The sequence below is a fragment of the Spirosoma fluviale genome, assembly GCF_900230225.1.
Taxonomy (GTDB): domain Bacteria; phylum Bacteroidota; class Bacteroidia; order Cytophagales; family Spirosomataceae; genus Spirosoma; species Spirosoma fluviale.
Map to the genome: position 1 here is coordinate 139,537 of NZ_OCNH01000004.1, position 23,471 is coordinate 163,007.

The following is a 23,471-nucleotide window of genomic DNA, read 5'->3' on the forward strand; positions in this document are numbered from 1 at the left end:
AATCATATTTGGATATTCCAAGATTTTTCAAAATTTTATAGCGAAATAAAAACCAAAACTGAAACAAAATTACAAGCATTCATTAAGTTTGATAAAATTACAGAGATCAGTCGTTTGCCGAGTTGCAGCCAGTTGATAAGCTAAAAATTCTATTCTCCTATGCAGAAGTCTTTCCTTTACTTTTTTCTTACGCTGCTCGTTAGCCAGATCGTCGTAGGGCAATCGCCGAAAGCCCCGGCAACGACAGCCGTTGAACCAGCGACCTATGAAGGCTTACGCTGGCGCGAACTGGGGCCGTTTCGGGGCGGGCGCTCCTGCACCGTTACGGGCGTAAAAGACAACCCCAACTTGTATTACATGGGCACCGTGGGCGGGGGCGTCTGGCGCACGACCGATGGCGGACAGACCTGGGGAAGCATCACCGATAATTACTTTGGCGGAACGATTGGCGCCGTTGCCGTTGCCGAAAGTGACCCCAATGTCATTTATGTGGGCGAAGGCGAGCAGACCTTACGCAATAACGTGGCTTCGGGCACGGGTATGTGGCGCTCGACGGATGCGGGTACAAGCTGGAAACGCATTGGCCTGACCGACTCGAAACACATTGCCCGTATTCGTATCCATCCCAAAAATCCCGATGTAGTTTATGTAGCGGCTATGGGTAATCTGTGGAAACCCAACGAAATGCGGGGTATCTTCCGCAGCACCGATGGCGGTCAAACCTGGAAAAAGGTGCTTTATATCAACGATCAGGCAGGTGCCGCCGATCTGGTCCTCGACCCCAACAACCCACGCATCATGTATGCCAGCACCTGGAACATGAAGCGCAACGGTTACCGAATGGATAGCGGTGGTCCCGACTCCAAGCTGTGGAAAAGCACCGACGGGGGCGACACCTGGGAAAACCTGTCGGATAAGTCGGGCATGCCGTCGGGTACCAACGGCATTATTGGCGTGACTGTTTCGCCGAAGAACTCCAACCGGGTTTGGGCCATTATCGAGAACAAGGACGCCGGTGGTGTTTACCGCTCCGACGATGCCGGGAAAAGCTGGACCAAAATCAATCAGGACCGTGCCTTGCTGCAACGGGCCTGGTACTACTGCCGCATTTACGCCGACTCGCAAAACGAAGATATTGTGTATGTCATGAACGTCAGTTACGGCGTGTCGAAAGATGGCGGCAAAACCTTCGAGCTGAAGAATGCGCCCCACGGCGACCACCACGACCTCTGGATCGACCCCAACAACAACAAACGCATGGCCATTGCCGATGACGGGGGCGCTCAGATTTCGACCGATGGCGGCAACAACTGGACTACCTACCACAACCAGCCAACCGCCCAGTTCTACCGCGTTTCGACCGATAACCATTTTCCGTACCGTATTTACGGAGCCCAACAGGACAACACCAGCGTTCGAATCTCCCACCGGACGGGCAGCACATCCGTTACCGAAAAAGATTGGGTAGCCCTGGCCATTGGCGAAAGTGCCCACCTGGCTCCCGACCCGCTGAACAGTGAGGTCGTCTTCGGTGGCGATTACAAAGGGTATATGACCATGCAGGACATTGCCACCGGGCAGGAACGCTCTACGAACATTTACCCCGACCTGCCCGCCGGTTCCGGTGCCGACGCGATGAAATACCGTTTCAACTGGAATTACCCGGTCTTTTTCAGCCCCCACAACCCGAAGAAAATCTACGCTGGCTCGAACCACCTGCATGTGAGTTACACGGGTGGCGAAAGCTGGGAAGTGATCAGCCCCGACTTATCGAGAGGAGAGCCCGAAACCATCAAATCGTCGGGTGGGCCGATCACGCAGGACAACACCGGGGCCGAATACTACGCCAACGTGTTTGCCGCTGCCGAGTCGCCCTACACCGAAGGCGAAATCTGGACGGGTTCCGATGACGGGCTGGTACATGTGACCACGGATGGCGGCAAGAACTGGAAAAACGTTACCCCGCCCACGTCGCCAAAGTACAATATGATGAACTCGGTGGAGGTCAATCCCTTCGTGAAAGGGGGCGCTTACGTGGCGGCCACGTCATACAAGTTCGGCGATTACACGCCCTACATTTACAAAACGCTGGATTACGGCAAAACCTGGACGGTAATGACCAAAGGCATCCCGAAAGATGAGTTTGTGCGGGTCGTTCGGGCCGATCCCAAGCGCAAGGGGCTACTTTATGCCGGTACCGAACGGGGGGTGTGGGTATCGTTCGACGATGCCGAAAGCTGGTCTAAGCTCCAGCTCAATCTGCCGCCGGTACCTATTCATGATTTAGCCATTAAAAATGATAACCTCATTGCCGCTACGCACGGCCGTAGTTTCTGGCTGATCGACGACCTGACACCACTTCACCAGCTCAAAAGCGAGGTCGCTTCGAAAGATGTTATTCTGTACCAGCCAATGGCCACCTACCGCATGGCTGGTTCTGACAAACGGGAAGCGGCTCTGGAAGGCGAAAATCACCCCAATGGCGTGATGATTCATTACTTTATCAAAAAAGCCGACCCGGCCACGGAGGTCAAACTGGAAATCCTGGAAAGCAACGGGACACTAATTCGCTCGTTCAGCAGCAAAGCCAAAGAAAAAGCAGACTTATTGAAAGTGAAATCCGGGGGCGACCGCTTCGTGTGGGATATGCGCTATCCCGGCTACAAGACCTTTCCCGGCATGGTGTTCTATGGCTCGCCCAACCTCGGCCCCAAAGCCGTACCGGGCAAATACCAGGTCAGACTAACGATAAACGGCCAATCCCAGACCCAACCGTTCGAGATCATCAAAGACCCGCGCCTGAAAACCACGCCGGAAGACTACCAGGCTCAGTTCGATTTCCTGATGAAGGTCCGCAACAAGGTAACGGAGGCAAATGAGGGGATTATTGGTCTCCGCAAGATAAAGGAAGACCTGACGTACCTGAAAAACAAGATGGGGTCTGACGAGAAGAACAAGGACATTAACGACGTGATCAAAAAGTTTGAAGATGAGCTTAAAACCATCGAAAACGACATTCACCAGACCAAAAATATGAGCGTTCAGGACCCGCTCAACTACGGCATCAAGCTCAATAACCGGCTGGCCCACCTTATGAGCGAGCAGGCCCAGGGCGACTTCCGCCCAACGAAACAGGGCGAAGAAGTGCGGGGGAAACTAACGCAGGAAGTGGACGCTCAGTTAGGAAAGCTGAAAATGACGATCGAAACCAACCTCATGCGCATCAACCAGATGGCGAAAGAGAAAGGGGTTGTGCTGGTAAACTAGTTTAAATGAGGGCTCTAGCAATTGAAATCCAAGACTTTAAGTGCCGTAGGCACGATATGTTTGTAGCAAAAGTAGCCCGTTGAATCAACGGGCTACTTTTGCTACAAACATTAAGCCGCTACGCGGCCATTATTCACGTTAATTAGTGGAAGTAAGCGCATAAAGAAGGCGTGATTTTGTCATTCTGACAAAATCACGCCTTCTAATTTTCTTCCCGTTCCTATTTTGTCGAATCCACCCGGCTGGTCATACCGGTTGTACTGATGGGTGCCGTTTCGGTGGCAGGAGCAGGCTTATCTTTCTTACCGAAAATTGAGAAATGCACGTAACGTTTTGGGTTCTCCCGAAGATCGGTCAGGAGTTTTTCGAGACTGGCCGTCGTGGCGTTTACGTTGCGGTACAGGGCTTCGTCCGACGCTAGTTTGCCCAGCGACCCCTCGCCTTTGTTGATCGCCCCCAGAATCTTTTGAAGGTTGTCGACCGTTTTGTTGACGCTCCCCAAAGTCTGTTTCAATTGAAGTCCCTGGAGCGAGTCAGCGAAAGTATCCGCTTTAGCCAGAATGGGCTTGAGTTGCTTTTCTGTTTCGATCAATGACGATGACAGTTTATTCACATTGGCCAGCGTTGCCTTAAGTCCCGCCCGATTTTCGGCAATTGTCAAATCAAGCGTACCCACAGCTGCATTAGCGCTACGGAGCGTCTGATTGAGCACAATGCCCGTTTGGTCGAACTGCGACACGACGCGGTTGAGCTGGTAGGTCAGCGAATCAACGTTATTCAGAACAGGCAGGGTTTTTTCGCGAATCAGCGCCGACAGGCCCGACTCATTAGCCGCCACCAGCATCCCACCGTCCGCAAGCTCCGGCTTACCGTAGTTGATGCCCAGCCGGATCAGTTTGCCACCCAGCAGACCGTCGTCGGCCAGTACAGCCCGTGTTCCCTGCGTAACAACAATGCCTTTTTTAATTTCAAGCGTCACTAACAGCTTGTTTTTCTGGTCTTGCAGAATCTCGATATTTTTGACCTGACCTACCGTTAAACCATTGATGCTAACTGGATTAGAAGCAACCAGCCCATCAATATTACTGTAAATAACCTGGTATTTATGCGTTGAGGAAAAGAAATCGGAGCCTTTCAAAAACCTAAATCCAAAGTAGAGCATCATCAGCGAGATGACAGCCAACAACCCTACTCTTACTTCCTTGGAAACTTTCATGTGTGTATAAAGGGGGACGGTCTGTGCTCACGGACCTATCCGGTTGATTGATCCTATAACCAACTTTGGTCTGTGTTTGTCCCGTAAAAACTGGAAAAAGCGCCAAAGGTAAAGGCAAGAGTAGTGTGATAGCTGGTCGTTTGTTTACTCTCCGGCTTCTATTTCCTGTTTATATTGCAGGAAAGCCTTATAAATAGCAGTCGATATTTCGTCCTGCCCCTCATCCGACCGAAGGTAATCTTCTTCGGCCGGGTTCGTTAAATAGCCTGATTCAATCAGAACACTGGGCATTGTCGCTTTCCAGAGAACGATAAAACCAGCCTGTTTAACCCCGTTGCTTTTCCGATCGGCATTGTGTCGAAAGCTCCGTTCAATTTTTTCGGCAAAATTGATACTACTTCCCATAAAGGCATGCTGGTAGTTAGCCAGCATGATGGTAGCCAGCGGTGAGTTGGGATCGAAGCCTTTATAGGTTTGCTGATAATTTTTTTCCTGTAAAATAACCGCGTTCTCCCGACGAGCCACATCCAGATTACGCTGGGTTCTGTGCAACCCCAGGGTATAGGTTTCTGTCCCGTACACCTGGTTGCTGGAGGGACTGGCATTGCAGTGAATAGAAATGAATAAGTCGGCCCGATTGCGATTGGCGATGGCCCCTCGCTCGATCAAATCGACGAAGTGATCGGACGACCGGGTATAAATAACCCGAACATTTGGATGCTTATTCTTAATTTTCCGTCCTAGTTGAAGAATCAGCGCCAGATTAACGGTTTTTTCCTTTACATAACGACCATGTGTACCGGGGTCTTTCCCGCCGTGGCCAGCATCGAGCACAACCGTTCGTACCTGGTTTGGGCCGTCGTTGGGGGCCGTTTCCAGCTCCTGTGATCCGGCACGACGGATGGTGTCCTGCGTTACACCAGGCAATAATCCTCCCGGTGTAGTGAGGGCCAGCAAGGGCAGGATCAATAAGACCGCTGTTGTCATTATTCCGGGAGATGTTGCCGAAATAGGGATACCGGTTGATTTAATAATTTTTAACGACCAAAAACGTTTCAATGCGGTAGCGGAATAACTGTTCGTGAATACCTTTGTAAGCCATAGACTTAACGGCCTTTTGGCAAATATAATTTTTTTAATAATCCTGAAAAAAGCATACTTTATTTTGCGGCCCTCGCTGATACGACCAACATGGATAAAAGCATCGTGCTTTCTTATCTGTCTACTCTGGACGTTGACCGCGTTGGGACAGAGCAAAGAAACGCCCCGGCAGCCATCTAAAGGCGGCTTACCACCCGCTGGAACACCAGCGCAGCGGGTACCTGATGCTACCTTCGAGACGGTCACCGATAGCACGCCCGCCCCGGCCTCCGGCCAGAAGAAACCCGCTGGTCGGGTTATCGTTGGCCCTTCATCCGGTACCGCCACTATACAACCAAGCCCGGCAGCAACCGGTCAGGAAAGTGATCTGGAACGCCAGCTCAATAATACCTATCAAGCCCCCAACCGGCTCGGTACCGATACAAAGCGACTAAGTAAGCCACTGCCATCGCCCATCGCTCGCCCTGCCAGCCGGGATACAGTTCGTTTACGTCCGGCAAAACGGGTAGCTACGACAACGGCCCCGGCAAAACTTACACCGATTCGGCTCGACTCCCTGCGGTCTTTGCAGCCTAAACCAATCCGTCTGGTGCAAACCCGATCCGGCCTACTGCCTGTTACCGGCATTGCGATCGGCAAAGGCATTGTTGCCGTTAAGGCAAACACTCCCCAGCCACCTGTTCGTTTATCGGCCCGGAAGCGGGCCCGTGCGGCTAAACAACGCCAACAGGATGCCCTTGCCCAACAGAAAGCGTCCGTAAAGCAGGTATCTGTTGAGCCCGGACTGGTATCGCCCAACGTTGTTCGGCCGGAGAGTCAAACAGCTATAAGCGCAGTAGCCGCTAAAGCCGATTCGCTGCAAATGGCCGTGCGCGATTCGATTGCCAAAGATTCTCTGCAAAGCTCCGATTCCTTTGCGACAACGGTTAAATACCAGTCAAAAGACTCCACGTTCTATTCAGCAGATGGTCGAACGGTCGAGTTGTTCGGTGATGCCAGCGTCGTTTACGGGGATATTTCGCTCAAAGCTGACTATATCCGGCTGAATTACCTAACGAATGAGGTCTATGCCATAGGCCGTTATGATTCAACGGCGAAGAAACTGATTGGGCGCCCCATTTTCCAGGATGGCGAGGGGAAATACGATGCCAAAGAGATTCGCTATAATTTCAAATCCCGAAAAGGAAGAATTCAGGGAGTCATCACCCAGCAGGGTGAAGGCAACATCCGGGGGCAGACGGTCAAGAAAGACAATGAAGACAACCTCTACATCGGTAAAGCGATTTACACAACCTGTAATCTGGCCACACCGCACTTCCACATCAACGCCAGCAAGCTAAAGGTAATCCACAACACGCAGGTGGTGGCCGGGCCGTTCAATCTGGTCATCAATCAGATTCCGCTACCCATTGGGCTACCGTTTGGGTTCTTCCCCTTTCCGAAACGGAAAGAGATTGGGGTGTCGGGTATTATTGTGCCGCAGTATGGCGAAGAACCCAATGGGCGGGGTTTTTACCTGCGCGATGGTGGCTATTACTGGGCGGTGAGCGAAAACCTGGGGTTGCAGTTCAAAGGTCAGATCTATTCGCGCGGTAGCTGGGGGCTGGGCCTTTCGTCGGCCTACAGCAAACGGTATCGCTACAGCGGTAGTCTGAACCTGCAATTCAACCGCAACCGCTCCGGCGACCGGGTTGATACGACGCAGACGCCCCGGAATGATTTTTCGTTTACCTGGTCGCACTCGCCAGTTCCGCGCGGTCGGGGCAGCTTCTCGGCCAATGTGAATGTGAGCAGCAACAGTTACAACCAGTTCAATTCGTATAATACCAGCCAGTATATTTCCAATGTAGCGGGTTCATCGGTACAGTACAGCCGCAGTTTCGGGCAGTACGCACGGGCGGGAGCTAACTTCCGGGTTAACCAGCAGTTTGGTCAGGTAAACCAGCGAACGGGGGTTCGGGAAAACGGCAAGACCGACGTATCCTCGGATTTTAACTTTGGCATCAACCAGATTTCGCCCTTCGCCCTGAAGGGAGGTAGTGGGCGCTGGTACGAAAGTTTCCGCGTGGGCCTGGATGTGAGCGGGTCGATTACGGTGAGCAACACCATTCGCCGACAGATTGACACCACCGGGCTTGGCTTTGCGGTTATATCCAACATTGCCACGGTAAGTACCCTTCAGCGCATTGAAGATAGTATCCGGCGGGCAAACAACATTCGATTCGGCATTGTGGAAGCAGACCCGAACCTGATTGCGTTTAGTATGCAAAACGCCAACCGAATCTGGAACAACCGGGTGGTTCAGGCGCGGTACAGCATCCCTATTTCACTGCCCAATGTCAAGCTGCTGCGGTACATTAACCTGACGCCCGGTTTTTCCATACAGGGGGATATTTACACGAAAAAACTTAGTTATGAGTACGTAGCCGACCGGAATGCAGTTCGGGTCGATACGACGAAGGGCTTTTTCCCATCCTATAATTTCTCGGTCAATGCCAGCATGAACACACGCTTTTATGGCACGTTCTTCATCCGGAGCAAGCGTATCGAGGCTATCCGGCACACGGTGGCACCGTCTATATCGTTCAGTTACGTTCCTGATTTTACGAACCCGGCCTTTGGGCAGTTTCAGGTACTACCCGCCGTGGGTACGCTGGCCGGTTTGCCGGACTACCGCCGGACGCTATCCGTGTTCCGGGGATTGGGCGGCAGTGCCGGGAGCGCATCGAGTACACAATCGGCGTTCATCACGTTTGGTATCGTAAACCAGCTGGAGATGAAAGTACGGACCCGCAGCGATTCATCCGGGCAGGAGTTCAAGAAGATACCGATTTTCGACAACCTTAGCATAAACGGCAGTTATAACCTGCTGGCCCCCGATTATAAACTGTCACCGATCTCGCTGAGCGCCAACACGCAGGTTTTCAAGAATATTAGTTTCAATCTCTCGTCTACCTTCGATCCGTACGCGTACCGGGCTTATGGTGGAACTGCCCAGTATTATTTCCCAACAACAACCGTAACCCCGCTCTCCTATTCGCCTTCGATCCTGACCATACGGGACTACACGAATCAGGAATATATTCGCGTACCTAGTCTGTATGCGTTCCAGGCGGGGCAGGGCCTGCTGCGCATGACGAATTTACAGGCCTACGTTAGTGCCCGATTTGCGCCAAAACAGGCCGACAAAAAGAAAAGCAGCCCGAATGCATCCGATGCGACGCTCAAGGCGATCAACAACAACCCGGAGCTGTATGTCGACTTCAACGTCCCCTGGTCCATGAACGTCAGTTACACCTTCGGCCTGACCAAGTTGACACCGGAACAGTCGCAGGTGATTCAGGCGCTGACCTTAACGGGCGACTTGAGCCTGACACCCAAATGGAAAATAACGGTCAATACGGGGTATGATTTTGCCTTTAAAAGCCCGACGCTGACGACAATCGGTATCAACCGGGATCTGCACTGCTGGGAAATGGCGTTTAACTGGACGCCTTATTCGGGCAACAACTTCCGGTCGGGCAACTACTCGTTCGATTTGCGCGCCCGGTCGTCCATTTTGCAAGAGCTTAAACTCAGCCGTCGCCGGAGCTTCTACGACCGGGGAGGTTTTTAATTGATTAATGGTGATTGGGTTATTGGTGATTAGTAATTGATTGAATATAACGGGCATCAGCTATTCACTAAATAACCATTACCCTAATCACTAATCACCATTAACTATTCACTCACTAAAATCCGTATCTTGCCTGTCAATTCTCACCGGAAACCATTATGACTGAGCGCGATAAACAACGCCTTGATGAGTTGGAAGTAAAAACGGCTTACCTGCTTCAGCGGCAGGATGAACAGGATGCCCGGATGAACCAGATCCTGTCCCGGCTTGCCTATCTGGAAGCGAAACAGTACCGGTTGATGAAAGAATTAGGTATCGCACCGGACAAGCTGGATACCCCGCAAACAGCTCAGGACGATGCGAAAACAATTAACCTGACCGCTATTCCGGAGCAACGCTTAAATTAAAAACTGAGAAACCGGCTTTCTTACATTATCCGAAAGACCATTTCAGTTTCGTTGTTCGTTAAAGTCCCGTATGAAATCCCCTTCGTTGCGCACACTCCTGCTTATTGCCGCGTTAATCGGCATCAATGTTTTGTCGGCATTCGTGTTTTTTCGAGTCGATCTAACGCAGGAAAAACGCTTTACCCTGTCGGACGCCACGCAAATGCTCCTCACCGACTTACCCGATGACATTCACGTTGACGTTTACCTGACGGGCGATTTGCCGCCGGGATTCAAACGGCTGGAAAATGCCGTTCGTGAAACGCTGGACGAGTTTCAGGCCCGTGCCGGGAAGACAGTTACCTACCGGTTCATTGATCCGGATCAGATCACTAATCCTGAGGAAAAGAATAAACTCATTGACAAACTCCAACAGCGGGGTTTACTGCCTACCAACCTATTTGCAAATGAAGCGGGCAAACGAACCGAAAAACTAGTCTTTCCGGGAGCTATCGTCTCCTACAAAGGTCAGGAAACGGCGGCTCTCTTTCTGAAAGGCAACAAGACCGCATCGCCGGAGGAACAGCTTAATCAATCGTACGAAGGGGTTGAATTTCAACTGGCATCGACTATACGCAGGCTAACTCAAACGGCTGAAAACCGCCGTCGTGTTGGTTTACTTTACGACCATACGCAGGTACCTCCCTCCCGCTTCGCCGACTTACTGGCCTCGGTTCAGCAGAACTACGACCTGTTTTTCATTGATATGAGCAAACCCGGTCCCATTGCCGGGCTCGATGTTATGCTGGTGCCCAAGCCCGATAAACCCTTTACGGAAGAGGAGATTTTCAAGATTGATCAATACGTGGTCAATGGCGGACGAGCCTTGTTTTTCGTGGATGGGCAGCGCGTCGACAGCGTCAGCAATGAAGGCACCTACGCTCAGCCCATCAGCCTGAACCTCGACGATTTATTTTTCCGCTGGGGTGTTCGGCTTAATCGGGATGTGGTGAAGGATTTCTACTGTGCGCCCATCCCGCTCAACGTGGGCAACCTGGGCGACAAACCCAACATTCAACTCCTCCCCTGGCGGTTTTACCCCTTGCTCAACAACTTCGGCACCTCCGGGAATCCCATTGTACGCAACCTCGATGCCGTACTAGCCCGATTTACCAGTACACTCGATACCGTTCGGGCACCCGGCATTCAGAAAACACCGTTGTTACTAACATCGCCCTACACAAAGGTGCTCAAGGCCCCTGCCCTGATTTCGTACAACGAAGCCCGGCAACAGCCCGATCCCAAAACGTATAACGAAGGAACCAAAATCATCGGCTGTCTGCTCGAAGGGCGTTTTCAGTCGCTGTTCGCCAACCGGATTTTACCCGGCGATCCCCGTGCCAATGGATTTCGGCCCGAGGGCGTGGCGTCGCGGGTGTTGATTTGCTCGGATGGCGATTTGATTGTCAACGATGTGGATTACAAACGCAATGCGCCCTATCCGCTGGGTTTCGACCGTTTCACCCGCAACACATTTGGCAACAAAGACTTTGCGCTGAACGCTATCGACTACCTGGTCGACCCGGCGGGAGTGATTGCAGCCCGCGCCCGGACAATTACCCTTCGTCCGTTAGACAAGATCAAAGTCGACGCCAACCGAACGGGCTGGCAACTCCTCAACCTGCTGGGTCCGCTGGCACTGGTTGGGCTGGTAGGGTTCATCTGGCAGGCGGTCCGACACCGGAAGTACGGAAAATGAACCCGCCTGGACGTCTAATCGTTTTTACGATGATTACCGTTATCTTTGCCTGAACGTCAAGCTATTACTATGGAAACGAACCAGCAACCAGCGCCTGTCCTGACCCCTTCCGAACTTGCCCGACACGAACGCGCTTGGGGGATTATAAGGCGCTTAGTCGACGATAAGCGACAAGCCGAAAAAGACATCGTTGATAATTTTCACACCGACCCGCTGATTCAGGCAGCAGTGGCTAAACTCAAGGCAGAAAATGAGCGAAGAGGAACCGCCGTTGTCCCGCTATAATTTCGATTTTGCTGGCGGCATCCAAAATAGTTACCTCTTCGTTACTCAGAAACAAATCATTTACGAAATTCTGTTTAAGCCAACGCCTTATCTATTCGGCGAGGGCTTTGTGCTGTCCGATGAAATTGTCGAATTGGTTATTAAAGTAGCCGATAATCCAACGGACCGACGTCCCTCGCTCGATGTGCTCATTGCCCCAACGGTAGCAGCCATCATTAAGGACTTTTACGAAAAGAGTAGTTTAACGATTACTATTTTCATCTGTGACACAGCCGACAGGCGGCATGAAGCCCGCTGGCGAAAATTCAATCGTTGGTACGAGCATTTCGCAGCCAGCGATTACATTCGCATTGATGACTCCCTACGGGATAAAAAGGAAGAAGTACTCTATCATTGGGCTCTGATCGCCAAAAATAATAATCCTTATCTACGGGAAGTCGGTTTAGCGTTCCTGGATCTCATGGCAGACCTAAGAATAGGTAAGTAATCAACCCACTTTACTCCACGGCAAACTTCACCAGCCACTGGGTTACGGTAGCATTTGTCAGGTTGAAGACCAGATTAGGAAATAGACCCAATACAAGCGCCATAGCTCCCAGCGGAATCAACATTAACTTTTCCCGAAGGGTCAGATCGGCGATAACAGGCTCGATACCGGATTTCGTTTCGAAAGGCCCAAGCCAGGGTGCGCCAAAAAACATTCGCTGAAACGTCCAGAGGAAGTAAGCCGCAGCCAGCAGAATACCCAGCGTAGCCACCGCCGTGAACCAGCCGGGCAGCCACTCCGACTGAAAGCTGCCCATCAGGGTGAACAACTCGCCCACAAAGCCCGAAAAACCGGGTAATCCCAGCGAACCAAAGAACGCGATTGCCGTGAGGGTAGCATACTGCGGCATCAATTGCAGCAGGCCCCGGTACGACTCGATCCGGCGGTCATGGGTACGGTCATATACTACGCCCACAATCAGGAAGAGCATGGCCGACAGAATGCCGTGGCTTACCATCTGATAAATTGCCCCGTTGATACCCTCGGCCGTTAACGAGGCCACGCCTAAGAGTACAAAACCCATGTGCGACACCGATGAATAGGCGATCATCTTCTTGAGATCAGCCTGGGCCAGCGCGCTCAGGCCGCCGTACACGATCGACAACACTCCAAGCCCGGCCAGTACCTGTGCGTACTGAGCGGCTCCATCGGGAAAGAAATCCCAGGCAATCCGGATAAACCCGTAACCACCGATTTTGAGAAGTACCCCGGCCAGAATGACCGATACGGGCGTGGGCGCTTCTACGTGGGCATCGGGAAGCCAGGTGTGCAGCGGGACGATGGGTAATTTAATTGCAAAGCCAATAAAGATGGCCCAAAAGGCCAGCATTCGCGCCGGAAGGCCCAGAACAATTGGCTCGGTAGCGGGATTCAGGAACGTATTGGGCAGGTAATTACGACCATCAGCCAGATACCGCATATCGAACGTATGCACCACCTGCGACGTATTTAACTGACCGTTCTGAAGAAACGACTGGATACTGCGGATCACGTCATCCGTTACGGCCGATGAATCCGAAACGAGTCCGGCAACGACCGCTGTGCTCACCGGGTCCATAACGGACAGATACAGCGCAATCATGACCAGCAAGATCAGTAGCGAGCCTAGCAGCGTATAAAGAAAGAACTTGATGGACGCGTACTCCCGCCGTGGCCCGCCCCACAAGCCGATCAGGAAGTACATTGGCAGAAGCATGAACTCAAAAAACAGGAAGAACAGAAAGAAATCGAGCGCCACGAAGCAGCCCATAATAGTGCCCGTGAGTAGCAGATAAAGCGAATAATACGCTTTCTGCCGGTGCGTCATGGGCCAGGAAGATACTACGCCGATGAGCATCACCACCGCCGACAAGACGACCAGCGGCAGGCTGATCCCGTCTACCCCAACCAGGTAATCAATGGACACGACGCCCAGATTCCCCAACGGCAGTGTAATCCAATCGACCTGTTGGAGGAATTGATACCCGGCTTCGGCTTTGTCGAACCCTGCCCAGGCCATGCCCGCCAGCACTACTTCGACCAGCGTTACGGCCAGTGCAATCCATCGAAACAGACCGGTCTGACGTTCGGGCAGCAGCGCCACCACAAGCGAGCCGATTAAGGGAATAAAAATGAGTAACGAAAGAATCATATAGCTAGCTGGGCCAACTTCCTGTTTGGCCCGTGTTTACCAGAGATCAGGCAATGGCCTGGTCTGTAATATTAAAGCAACCACCAAAGTATTACCAGCAATCCCATTACAGCCGCCGTAATGTACGACTGCACCCTACCATTCTGCACCGACCGGGTCAACTGCCCCAACCGGCCAGCCAGCCAGGCGGCACCATTCACCAGGCCATCCACGCCCACCCGGTCCAGCAAACTGGTCAGATGCGCTAGCACAACGGTAGCAACACCAGCTCCGTTGACAACCCCGTCGATCGCACGCTGGTCGGTACGGTTAAGGAATGTTGCCAGCCGAACCGTTGGCCGGATAGCGAGTCGGTCGTAAAAGAGATCCAGAAAACCGTAATTAACCGAAAGCTGTACGTAAGAGCGATCTGCATTGGGTTCCTGTAATCGAAAGCCAGCCCATCCACCCAGTAAAACGAGGGCAATAGAGACGGGAGCCAGCCACCAAAAATGAGGTTCATCGGCCAGGGGTAGTAGCCGGAAAAACCAGCCACCTGAGCCGGATAATGGATTTATGGAGAACCAGACCCATAATGACAAAACCGCCAGGATCACCACTGGACCACGCATCAGCCAGCCGGGTTCATGGGCTGCTGACAAGAGCGTTGTTTCGCTTCGGTACGTGCCAAAGAATACCAGCCGCCATTGCCGGGCCATATAAAAAGCCGTCAGACCCGAGGAGAGCAGTACCAGTACGGGTATACTCAGGGCCAAACCGGAACCCTGCGCTTCGGCCCAGCCAAACGCTCCGCCCAAAATGGCTTCTTTCGAAAGAAAGCCGGATAAAAATGGTAAACCGGATAAGGCTGCGGCACAAATTGTATAGGCAATAAATGTTGTTGGCAATACCTTACGCAAGCCGCCCATTTGCCGCATATCCTGGCTGTGAACGGCATGAATGATAGCCCCCGCACTAAGGAACAAACCTGCTTTGAAAAAGGCGTGGGTCAGCAAATGGAACATGGCCCCGGTAACATTCCCCGTTCCCATCCCCACCACCATAAGCCCCAATTGTGATACCGTTGAAAAGGCAAGTACTTTCTTGATGTCGGTTTGAAAAACAGCCGAATACCCTCCCCAGAGTGTGGTTATGGTACCAACAACGGTAATAACAACCAGCGCATCGGGCGACAGCAGCGGGTGAACACGCGCCAGCAGGAAGATACCCGCAGCGACCATCGTGGCCGCATGAAGCAAGGCCGATACCGGTGTGGGGCCTTCCATGGCATCGGGAAGCCAGGTCAGCAGCGGAAACTGCGCTGATTTACCGACGCAGCCCATAAATAAGCAAAGACCAAGGATGGTGGGCGTAATACTATCTGCCCCTTTGTCGGCCAGAATCGTAAAATCAAGCGTGTCGAAGTAATAATAGGTCAGGAAAATACCAATCAGGAAACCAATATCCCCCACGCGGTTCATCAGAAACGCCTTCTTGGCAGCCTGAGACGCGGCAGGGCGTTCGGCGTAAAACCCGATGAGCAAGTAAGAGGCCAGACCTACCAGTTCCCAGAAGCCATACATGACCAGCAAATTTCCGGCGAGGATGATTCCCAGCATAGCGCCTACAAACACCTGTAAGTACGAGAAATAACGACGCAGCTTCGGTTCATCGTGCAGGTAAGAAATGGAGTAAACTTGTACCAGCAACGCGACGAAGTGCACCAGCAGAAGCATCAACACCGCCAGCGCATCAGCCCGAAACGTAACCGGGAAGGAAACACCGGACAGAACGGCCCAATCACTTTGGAGCACAACCGCCTGTTCGGGCAGGTTCAGGGCTAGTAAAACAGACAGCATCAGGCCCGTCCCCGTCAGTAAAACCGCGATGAGCTGCGCCACCCGGCGACTAGCCATTGTCAACACCAGAAACCCGGCAAAGGGTAACAGAAGTATAATAGCCGTTAAGAGGTGAGGCAGTTGGAAGGGGTTGGCGGGCATTCGTCGTTCGTCAGAATTGGCCGCAAATATCCCGATTCTGCTCTATGGAAACAAACGTCTACTAATTCGTTTTTAACCAGCCCGTCACGCTCAGGCGTTCGCGGATGGCGGGCAGTACCTCGTGTTCAAGCCGGGCGCTCTCGAAACACACCAGCCGCCCCCCAATCGGTGCGACTGTAACCTGACGCTCGGCGTTGTTTTCTGCGTCGGGCAGATAAAGCGCCAGTTGCCCGCCATCGGTCTCCTGCCAGTCGGTATTGAGGTAGCAGATGACGGATAGCTTCCGGCGGGAATCGCTGCGAAACTGGTCCAGATGGCGTTTGTAGAACGTGCCGGGCGGATAGAGCGCATAGTGAAATTCGTAATCCCGCAGGCCGAGGTAACATGTTTGATTAACATAATCCACAAATGAGCCAATCCGTTGCAGGAAAACGGCTTCATCGGCGGTAGCGCTGGCCTCATCCAGCCACAGTATTTCGTCACCCCGAATGGTCTGTTCAATAGTTACCTGCTGATTGCCGATACCAGCCACTTTAAATTGCCCCGCTTCGCGCCGTTGACGGAGTCGGGAAGCCAGGGCGGCTACTTCGTCGGTCGTCAGAAAGTTGTCGATCAGGCCGTAGCCTTCGTTGAGAATACCGTCGATAATCGGCTCAAATAAATCGTTCACTGCTTCAGTTCGTTCAATTCATCCAACTGCGCCGTGCGGAAATGGCGATAAACCTGCATCACAATGGCCAGCGCAACGGCCGACTCAGCAGCGGCCACGACCATGACGAATAAGCTCAACATCTGCCCCTGCAAGCGGTTAGGGTCGTATTGACTGAACGCAACGAGGTTGATATTAACGGCATTGAGCATCAGTTCGATACCCATCAGCACCACGATAGCATGGCGTTTAAGCAGCACCACGGCCAGCCCAATGCTGAAAAGACCAGCCCCGACCAGTAAAAACAGATGGCTGTTAACGGGTTGCATGTCGGGAGGGTTTAGTGTGAGAAGCAGCCAGGTATGTAGCGCCAACGAGAGACGCCAGCAGTAAAATTCCGGCAATCTCGAAGGGAACGACGTACTCTGTCATGAGCTGTTTACCAATAACGGGTGTCGTATTCTGCCAGCCAGCCGGTTGATCGAGCAGGCTGAAGTTCGCCCGGGCCAGCAACGTTTGTAACGCAACAAACAAAGCCCCCACAACCAGAACGGGAATAATCCACCCGGCTCCCTTCGCAAATCGGCTCGCCGATATGATGCGGTTAGGCTGCTGGCTGTTCGTATCCGCCGGACGTTCCGGTTTGTGCGTAAGCATGACGCCAAAAATTACCAGCACCAATACGCCCCCAACATAAATCATGATCTGCGCGATGGCCAGAAAATCGGCACTGGCCAAAACGAACAACCCGGCCACACCAAAGAGCGTGAGCAATAGAAAAAAAGCCGCGTAAAGCACATTTCGCGTCAGCAAAACAGCCAACGCACCGCCTAATGTCAACGCAGCAAAAAAATAAAAGGCAAGTTGAACCACTGGTTTTATTGGTCTGATTGAGAAGGAGTATCCGATGCGTCGTCGGCTTTGGGCCGGGGCTTCATCGTTGGTCGAAAGGCGGCTGGCTTCGGCTTGACTGGTTCGCTATCCGGTATCGTCGGCTCCTCCGCCTTTAGTTCAGGTGCTGGTAACGGGGCCGGACTTTCCTCCACGGGGGGCTGCGGAACAACCGCAGGTTTCATCGTTGGTCGAAAGGCCGGTTTCGGTTTCGGTGTTTCTGCCGGTGACGATGATTCCGGTTCGGCGGGTTTAGGCGGCTTCATCGTTGGTTTGAAAGCCGGTTTCGCCTTCGGGACTTCGGGCTCGGGCGAAGGAGCCTGTGGCGCATCCGGCTCCGTTTTAGCAACCGTAGGCGGTTTCATTGTCGGCCGGAAAGCTGGCTTTTTCGGCGCTTCGACCGCTGGTGCAGCAGCCTCCGGCTGAACGTCTTCTTGCGGCTCGGCAGCTTTCGCAACCGGTGGTTTCATCGTTGGCCGGAAAGCCGGTTTGGGTTTGGGCGCTTCGGCCGGTGCAGGAGCTTCTGGCTGAAGCTCCGCTAGTGGCTCGGCCGGTTTGGTAACGGGCGGCTTCATCGTTGGCCGGAAACCGGGCGGCTTGGCAGCGGGCTTCGGCGTTTCCGGCACATCGGCAAGTGTGGGCTGCGATGCGGGCAGGTCGTTGGCAGGCACGTCAGTTACGCTTACCTCAGGCTTTTTGGTAGGCCGGAACACAGGGCGTTTCGCAGCTTCAAGTCCACCCTGGGCAATTTGCTGCATTTCATCCGGCGTAGCATCGGTGAGCGGATGTTCAATGGATGACCCTTCGGAATTAGCCGGTTCATGCGGTTCGGCTGGCGGAGCAGCGGGTTTAGCCGTTGGCTTGAATACCGGCCGTTTGGGTGCCGGAGCACTCGCGCCCGCTTCCGGAGTGGCTGCGGCTTTGGCGGCTACCTGAGCGGCCCTGGCCTCGTCTTTCTCCCGAAGAAACTGCTCGTACAAGGTCCGTTTTTCATCTGCCTGCTCGGGGGTTAGGTTCGAGAAATTATAGGTCAGCTTACCGAGTTCGAATTCACTGTAATCGAATTTCTTGTCCATTGTCAGGCACTCGGTGGGGCATACCACCGTACACAGGCCGCAATAGCAGCACTTGGCCATATCAATGTCAAATTTTGCCGCATACAGGCGTATCGGCGATCCATCGGAAGCCCGACCAACCTCTTCCGTAGCTTTTATGGCATCAATGGTAATGCAGTCAACGGGGCAGACTTTGGCGCATTTATCGCAGACGATGCAATCCTCAATTTCATTCCGAAGCCGGTAGCGACCGTTGTCGGGAATAGGCAATTGTTCGTACGGATACTGAAGCGTAACTAGGCCATTCTGCAAATCGAAGTACGAATCGCTGGCTATTCCTTCGGCCGTTCGTCGTTTCGTGGCGTTCCGAAGGTGCCTCAACGTCAGGCTCAGCCCCTTCAGCGTTGTCCGGATACCCGACTGTATGTCCTTGAAGTATGACATTTTCTCAATGATAGAATGAGCGAATGATAGAATGAGTGAATAGGTTAACCTGACTTGGGTTATTCATTCATTCTATCATTCGCTCATTCAAAATTAAATGGTTGGAAACCGCTCTGGCTCGGCTTCGCTCATGATGGCGTAAACGGTTTCGATTACATCATCAACGTTTGGCTTAGAGAAATAATCTCCATCGGAGCCATAAGGAGGCCGGTGGGCTTTGGCCGATAAGGTCATCGGAGCCGAATCCAGGTAGCGGTAAGCATTCTGGCTTTCGATCACCTGCTGCATCATGTAGGCCGATGCGCCACCGGGCACGTCTTCATCGGCGAACAAAACCCGGTTTGTTTTCTTAATTGACTTGACAATCTGGTGATTCACGTCGAATGGCAACAAGGTTTGCACGTCGATCACCTCCACGCTGATACCTAAAGCGGCCAGTTGTCCGGCGGCTTCCAGCACAATCCGGCACATGGAGCCATAGGTAACCACCGTCACGTCGGAACCAGACTGTAATACCTCCGGTACGCCCAGCGGCACACAGAACTCATCCAGATTCGTGGGTAATTGCTCTTTCAGGCGGTATCCGTTCAGAGACTCGATCAGCAGGGCGGGGTCATCGCCTTTCATGAGGGTGTTGTAAAAGCCAACGGCCTGCGTCATGTTGCGGGGTACCAGCACATGAAGGCCGCGCAAACTACTCAGCATCGTGCCCATAGGCGAGCCCGAATGCCAGATGCCTTCCAGCCGGTGGCCGCGCGTCCGAACAATAAGGGGTGCTTTCTGCCCGCCTTTGGTCCGGTATTGCAGCGTAGCCAGATCGTCCGTCAGGGTAGCCAGCGTATAATAAACGTAGTCGAAATACTGAATTTCAACAATGGGCCGAAGTCCGCGCATAGCCATGCCGATTCCCTGCCCGATAATGGTAGTCTCGCGAATGCCCGTATCGGTAATGCGTATCTCGCCGAACTTTTCCTGCAAGCCCGCAAAACCCTGATTCACATCGCCAATGTGGCCAACATCTTCACCCAGCGCCACAACGCGCGGGTCGCGGCTGAACAAGCCGTCGAAATAATGCTGAAGCAACTGATACCCGTCGAGTACGGTACCTTCCTCGTCATACTGCGCAGGGACGGCCTGTACCAGCATTGGCGAATCGGGCGACTGGCTGTAAAGGTGAGAGCTAAACCGATCGGCGTTTTCGGTATTTGTCCGGTCGAGCCAGGCTTTCAGGCGTTGCCGCCCAGCACCGGTATCGGCCCGTAACAGGCGAAGTGCTTTTCGAATGGCCGACACCGCATCCCGACGTACGGGCGAGAAGGTTTTCCGAAGTTCTTCCCGAATCGCCATTAATTCGGCCGCTTTCGGGTGGTGGCGGGCCGTTAGCTGAAGCAGATCGAGGGCTTCCGTAAAGTCCCCTTTCATAGATGCCTGATACGCATCCCAGGCATCAATCCGTGCTTTTTTGGCGGTTTGTTTGGCTTCCGCTTCAATGGCTTCGAGTTCTTCGCTGGTAGCATACCCATTTTCCAGAATCCACCGCCGGAACAGTACGTTGCAGTCATGTTCTGCTTCCCAGGCAAGGCGCTGCTTCGATTTATACCGTTCATGCGAGCCCGAGGTCGAGTGGCCCTGTGGCTGGGTAAGTTCCTGTACATGAACCAGTACGGGAACATGCTCTGTCCGGCAAATATGAGCGGCCTGCTGGTAGGTTTCCAGCAATGCCGGATAATCCCACCCTTTTACGGTGAATATCTCCATGCCTTTATCATCGCTGTCGCGCTGAAAACCAGCCAGAGCTTTTGAAATACTCCCCTTAATTGTCTGGTATTCAACCGGTACAGATATACCGTAACCATCGTCCCATACAGACATCAGGAGCGGCACCTGCAACACACCAGCGGCATTCATGGCTTCCCAGAACATTCCCTGGGAGGTAGATGCATCGCCAATGGTCGAGAAAACGATTTCGTTACCATTGTGCGAAAAAGTAGTCAGGTCGCCTAGTTCAGGATTATTACGAAAAAGTTTGGAGGCATAGGCCAGCCCAAGCGAGCGGGGCACCTGCCCGGCTGTTGGTGCAATATCACAGACAGAATTATAGAGTTCGGTTTGGTTCCGCCACAACCCCTGTTCATCGAGCCAGCGGGTAGCGAAGTGTCCATTCATTGACCGGCCTGCGGTATTGGGCTCGGCCTCCAGATCGGTGTGGGCATAGAGTTGCGCAAAAAACTCCGTCCAGCGTAGCTCTCCCAAAGCGGCCACGAACGTTTGGTCCCGGTAATAGCCGGAACGAAAATCGCCCCGATTAAAAGCACTAGCCACTGCCAATTGTGCCAGCTCTTTCCCATCGCCAAATATGCCGAATTTAGCCCTTCCTCCCATCACATCACGCCGACCCAACAAGCTCACCTGTCGGCTTTCGCAAGCCAATAGGTAATCTGACAGGATTTTTTCGCGACTTATAATATCAGTCGAGCGGAGTTGTTCGTTTGCTATCACAACAGAGCTACGGATTGAAATCGTCTAACAATCAATTTATCGATGAAGTAGCTGGCCTGAAAAATAAGCCAGTTACCAAGTGAAAGTAAAAGTAAGGCAAAACAAGTCAGCTTTCAAAAAAACGATTTTTTGAGTTTATTTGTTGACCGAATGAAATCAACAGCGTGTTTGGCAAACAGTTTGCTATAGGTGCTGATTATAAGGCTTAGTATTTTAAAACCAAACCATAATTCCGTCTAGTCCAATGAAAAAGATTTTTTCACTTTTCGTAGCTTTGTTTGTGTTTGTCGCAGTTAGCTACGCCCAGAAAGGGGTTCTGAAATTTGCGAAAGAAACCCACGATTTCGGCAAAGTTGAGCAAGGTAAGCCGGTTACGCACGTATTTGAGTTCAAAAACACAGGTACCGACCCAGTCGTTATTAACGACGCTCAAGCTTCCTGCGGTTGCACGAAACCAAGTTTCTCACGTGAGCCAATCATGCCGGGCAAAACGGGATCGATTTCCGCAACCTACAATGCTGCTGCTGCCGGTCCATTCAACAAATCGGTAACGGTAACAAGCAACGCTGAAGCAGGCCAAGCGGTGCTGTACCTGAAAGGCGAAGTTGTAGCGGCTGGCGCTGCAGCTGAAACAGCAGCCACACCGGCTCCTGCACCTGCGGCTAAAGACAAGAAGAAAAGTACGAAAACTTCACGCTAATCTACTGAAGGGTTAATAGTGTGGTTAAGAAAGGCATCTGGTAGTCTACCGGATGCCTTTTTTTGTGTCCCTGATTATTGGTCATCCTGCCTCTCAACCGACTGGCATATCCCCCGCCCGTTCTTCCCGCTTTACTTTTTTACAAGCTGATTATCACCTACGTTTGGCTCGTCTTAAGACTCCAAACTGTATATGACTCCGCCACAGCGCCGGTAGGTTGCCCCTCCAATTACACCGTATTTTTTTACAATCTCTTCACCCGGCCACTCTTCTGCTCTTTTCGCAGATCGTCGCCTTGTCTTACCCTAAAGCTATGTTTTTTATCACCCTTGGCATTCTGGTGCTCATCGCCGGATTTGCGATCAATACCCCTGCATTAACATTTTCACGCTATTCAAGACCCGCCAAAGTAGTTGGCGTTATTTTAATGGTACTTGGCTTTCTTACATCGAGTATACGCCAAATTGACGCCGGGCAGGTAGGTGTTATCTCGCTCTTTGGTAATGTAAGCGACCGAACGCTGAGTTCTGGCCTGAACTTCGTGAACCCGCTGGCAACAATAACAGAATTTAATTTACAGACACAGAATTATACTATGTCGGCTTCACATGGCGAGGGTCAGAAAGAGGGCGATGACGCCATTCGTGTACTCACAGCCGATGGCCTGGAAGTGGTTATTGATCTAACCGTATTGTATAGAGTAGTAGCCGCCGATGCGCCAAAAATTTACAGTCAAATTGGTACAGATTATACCGACAAGGTTGTCCGTCCCATTACCCGTACCCGTATTCGCGACAACGCTGTTTATTACGATGCGGTTGCTCTATACTCAACCCGGCGCGATGAATTTCAGGCTCGTATTTATAAGACGATTGAAGCCGATTTTCAGAAACGAGGGCTTATGCTGGAGCAATTGCTGATTCGAAATATTGACCTGCCCGCATCTGTCAAGAAATCTATCGAGTCGAAAATCAATGCCGAACAGGACGCTCAGAAAATGCAATTCGTCCTGCAAAAAGAAAAACAGGAAGCTGAGCGGAAACGGGTAGAAGCCCAGGGCATTGCCGACTACCAAAAGATTCTGTCTACGGGTCTAAGCGACAAGCAATTGCAGTACGAGCAGATCAAAGCACAACGGGAACTGGCGGCATCGCCAAACGCCAAGATCGTCATCATGGGCGGACGAGGAAATGTCCCGCTGATTCTTAATGAGAAGTAAGAACAGGACTTTCTGTTACTATCGCCTTTGGCAGAATTTACCCTCTATGTAAGTAAATAACAGGGTTAAGTGTGGTGTGGAAACTATAACCCCATAATGCCTACACTTCTTCTTTCTCACCAAAAAGCCCTGTTAGGGGCGACCTGTCAATAGAAAAGTAAGGGTAAATTTCCATAAAGCGCCGTAGGTGCGACCCTCCATGAACAAGAGCAGGTCGCACCTACGGCG

17 protein-coding genes are annotated in these 23,471 nt (G+C 52.2%); 8 read left to right on the forward strand and 9 right to left on the reverse strand.

Going from position 1 to position 23,471, the window contains the following annotated elements; translation table 11 throughout:
• Positions 1-159 precede the first annotated feature (159 nt).
• Complete coding sequence (locus CRO74_RS21890) at positions 160-3,267, forward strand: VPS10 domain-containing protein (RefSeq protein WP_097128950.1); 3,108 nt, start codon at positions 160-162, stop codon at positions 3,265-3,267.
• Between the two features lie 220 nt (positions 3,268-3,487).
• Here the strand turns inward: CRO74_RS21890 and CRO74_RS21895 are convergent, their stop codons facing one another.
• Both CRO74_RS21895 and CRO74_RS21900 read right to left on the reverse strand, forming a co-directional pair.
• A complete protein-coding gene (locus CRO74_RS21895; RefSeq protein WP_097128952.1) occupies positions 3,488-4,483 on the reverse strand; it encodes an MlaD family protein in 996 nt (331 codons plus the stop codon).
• 144 nt (positions 4,484-4,627) lie between these two features.
• Positions 4,628-5,470, reverse strand: coding sequence for an N-acetylmuramoyl-L-alanine amidase family protein (locus CRO74_RS21900; RefSeq protein WP_097128954.1), 843 nt, complete (start codon positions 5,468-5,470; stop codon positions 4,628-4,630).
• Positions 5,471-5,564: 94 nt separating this feature from the next.
• Here CRO74_RS21900 and CRO74_RS21905 point away from each other — a divergent pair, with 94 nt between their 5' ends.
• From CRO74_RS21905 to CRO74_RS21920, 5 genes are all read left to right on the forward strand, one after another.
• Positions 5,565-9,200, forward strand: coding sequence for a putative LPS assembly protein LptD (locus CRO74_RS21905; protein ID WP_097128957.1), 3,636 nt, complete (start codon positions 5,565-5,567; stop codon positions 9,198-9,200).
• Positions 9,201-9,358: 158 nt separating this feature from the next.
• Positions 9,359-9,607 (forward strand): hypothetical protein, encoded by a 249-nt coding sequence (locus CRO74_RS21910; protein WP_097128958.1) that lies wholly within the window; start codon positions 9,359-9,361, stop codon positions 9,605-9,607.
• A 70-nt stretch (positions 9,608-9,677) separates the two neighbouring features.
• On the forward strand, positions 9,678-11,345 hold the full coding sequence (gldG, locus tag CRO74_RS21915; RefSeq protein WP_097128960.1) for a gliding motility-associated ABC transporter substrate-binding protein GldG: 1,668 nt from the start codon (positions 9,678-9,680) through the stop codon (positions 11,343-11,345).
• A gap of 69 nt (positions 11,346-11,414) precedes the next feature.
• Complete coding sequence (locus CRO74_RS31350; RefSeq protein WP_144035962.1) at positions 11,415-11,630, forward strand: hypothetical protein; 216 nt, start codon at positions 11,415-11,417, stop codon at positions 11,628-11,630.
• Positions 11,596-12,117 (forward strand): DUF6169 family protein, encoded by a 522-nt coding sequence (locus tag CRO74_RS21920; protein WP_097128962.1) that lies wholly within the window; start codon positions 11,596-11,598, stop codon positions 12,115-12,117. The genes CRO74_RS31350 and CRO74_RS21920 overlap by 35 nt, the downstream gene beginning before the upstream one ends.
• Before the next feature lie 10 nt (positions 12,118-12,127).
• Here CRO74_RS21920 and CRO74_RS21925 read toward each other — a convergent pair whose 3' ends face one another.
• The 7 genes from CRO74_RS21925 to CRO74_RS21955 form a co-directional block, all read right to left on the reverse strand.
• Positions 12,128-13,807: a complex I subunit 4 family protein gene (locus CRO74_RS21925; RefSeq protein WP_097128964.1), complete on the reverse strand. Its 1,680-nt coding sequence runs from the start codon at positions 13,805-13,807 to the stop codon at positions 12,128-12,130.
• A gap of 71 nt (positions 13,808-13,878) precedes the next feature.
• A complete protein-coding gene (locus CRO74_RS21930) occupies positions 13,879-15,786 on the reverse strand; it encodes an NADH-quinone oxidoreductase subunit 5 family protein (RefSeq protein ID WP_097128966.1) in 1,908 nt (635 codons plus the stop codon).
• 61 nt (positions 15,787-15,847) lie between these two features.
• On the reverse strand, positions 15,848-16,456 hold the full coding sequence (locus tag CRO74_RS21935) for a 2OG-Fe(II) oxygenase (protein WP_097128968.1): 609 nt from the start codon (positions 16,454-16,456) through the stop codon (positions 15,848-15,850).
• Positions 16,453-16,764: an NADH-quinone oxidoreductase subunit NuoK gene (nuoK, locus tag CRO74_RS21940; RefSeq protein WP_097128970.1), complete on the reverse strand. Its 312-nt coding sequence runs from the start codon at positions 16,762-16,764 to the stop codon at positions 16,453-16,455. Before nuoK ends, CRO74_RS21935 begins: the two co-directional genes overlap by 4 nt.
• Positions 16,751-17,308, reverse strand: coding sequence for an NADH-quinone oxidoreductase subunit J family protein (locus CRO74_RS21945; RefSeq protein WP_097128972.1), 558 nt, complete (start codon positions 17,306-17,308; stop codon positions 16,751-16,753). Before CRO74_RS21945 ends, nuoK begins: the two co-directional genes overlap by 14 nt.
• Before the next feature lie 5 nt (positions 17,309-17,313).
• On the reverse strand, positions 17,314-18,825 hold the full coding sequence (locus CRO74_RS21950) for a 4Fe-4S dicluster domain-containing protein (RefSeq protein WP_097128973.1): 1,512 nt from the start codon (positions 18,823-18,825) through the stop codon (positions 17,314-17,316).
• A 93-nt stretch (positions 18,826-18,918) separates the two neighbouring features.
• Complete coding sequence (locus CRO74_RS21955) at positions 18,919-21,324, reverse strand: alpha-ketoacid dehydrogenase subunit alpha/beta (protein WP_097128976.1); 2,406 nt, start codon at positions 21,322-21,324, stop codon at positions 18,919-18,921.
• A 244-nt stretch (positions 21,325-21,568) separates the two neighbouring features.
• Here CRO74_RS21955 and CRO74_RS21960 point away from each other — a divergent pair, with 244 nt between their 5' ends.
• Positions 21,569-22,024 (forward strand): DUF1573 domain-containing protein, encoded by a 456-nt coding sequence (locus CRO74_RS21960; RefSeq protein WP_097128977.1) that lies wholly within the window; start codon positions 21,569-21,571, stop codon positions 22,022-22,024.
• Positions 22,025-22,337: 313 nt separating this feature from the next.
• Entirely contained in the window at positions 22,338-23,243 is a 906-nt protein-coding gene (locus CRO74_RS21965; protein WP_097128979.1) for a prohibitin family protein, read from the forward strand.
• Positions 23,244-23,471: the final 228 nt, after the last annotated feature.

Coding starts and splice junctions, on each gene's coding strand:
- CRO74_RS31350 (WP_144035962.1), top strand. CDS start 11,415: ATGGAAACGAACCAGCAACCAGCGCCTGTCCTGACCCCTTCCGAACTT.
- CRO74_RS21895 (WP_097128952.1), bottom strand. CDS start 4,483: ATGAAAGTTTCCAAGGAAGTAAGAGTAGGGTTGTTGGCTGTCATCTCG.
- CRO74_RS21900 (WP_097128954.1), bottom strand. CDS start 5,470: ATGACAACAGCGGTCTTATTGATCCTGCCCTTGCTGGCCCTCACTACA.
- CRO74_RS21890 (WP_097128950.1), top strand. CDS start 160: ATGCAGAAGTCTTTCCTTTACTTTTTTCTTACGCTGCTCGTTAGCCAG.
- CRO74_RS21910 (WP_097128958.1), top strand. CDS start 9,359: ATGACTGAGCGCGATAAACAACGCCTTGATGAGTTGGAAGTAAAAACG.
- CRO74_RS21960 (WP_097128977.1), top strand. CDS start 21,569: ATGAAAAAGATTTTTTCACTTTTCGTAGCTTTGTTTGTGTTTGTCGCA.
- CRO74_RS21965 (WP_097128979.1), top strand. CDS start 22,338: ATGTTTTTTATCACCCTTGGCATTCTGGTGCTCATCGCCGGATTTGCG.
- CRO74_RS21950 (WP_097128973.1), bottom strand. CDS start 18,825: ATGTCATACTTCAAGGACATACAGTCGGGTATCCGGACAACGCTGAAG.
- CRO74_RS21920 (WP_097128962.1), top strand. CDS start 11,596: ATGAGCGAAGAGGAACCGCCGTTGTCCCGCTATAATTTCGATTTTGCT.
- gldG (WP_097128960.1), top strand. CDS start 9,678: ATGAAATCCCCTTCGTTGCGCACACTCCTGCTTATTGCCGCGTTAATC.
- nuoK (WP_097128970.1), bottom strand. CDS start 16,764: ATGCAACCCGTTAACAGCCATCTGTTTTTACTGGTCGGGGCTGGTCTT.
- CRO74_RS21930 (WP_097128966.1), bottom strand. CDS start 15,786: ATGCCCGCCAACCCCTTCCAACTGCCTCACCTCTTAACGGCTATTATA.
- CRO74_RS21925 (WP_097128964.1), bottom strand. CDS start 13,807: ATGATTCTTTCGTTACTCATTTTTATTCCCTTAATCGGCTCGCTTGTG.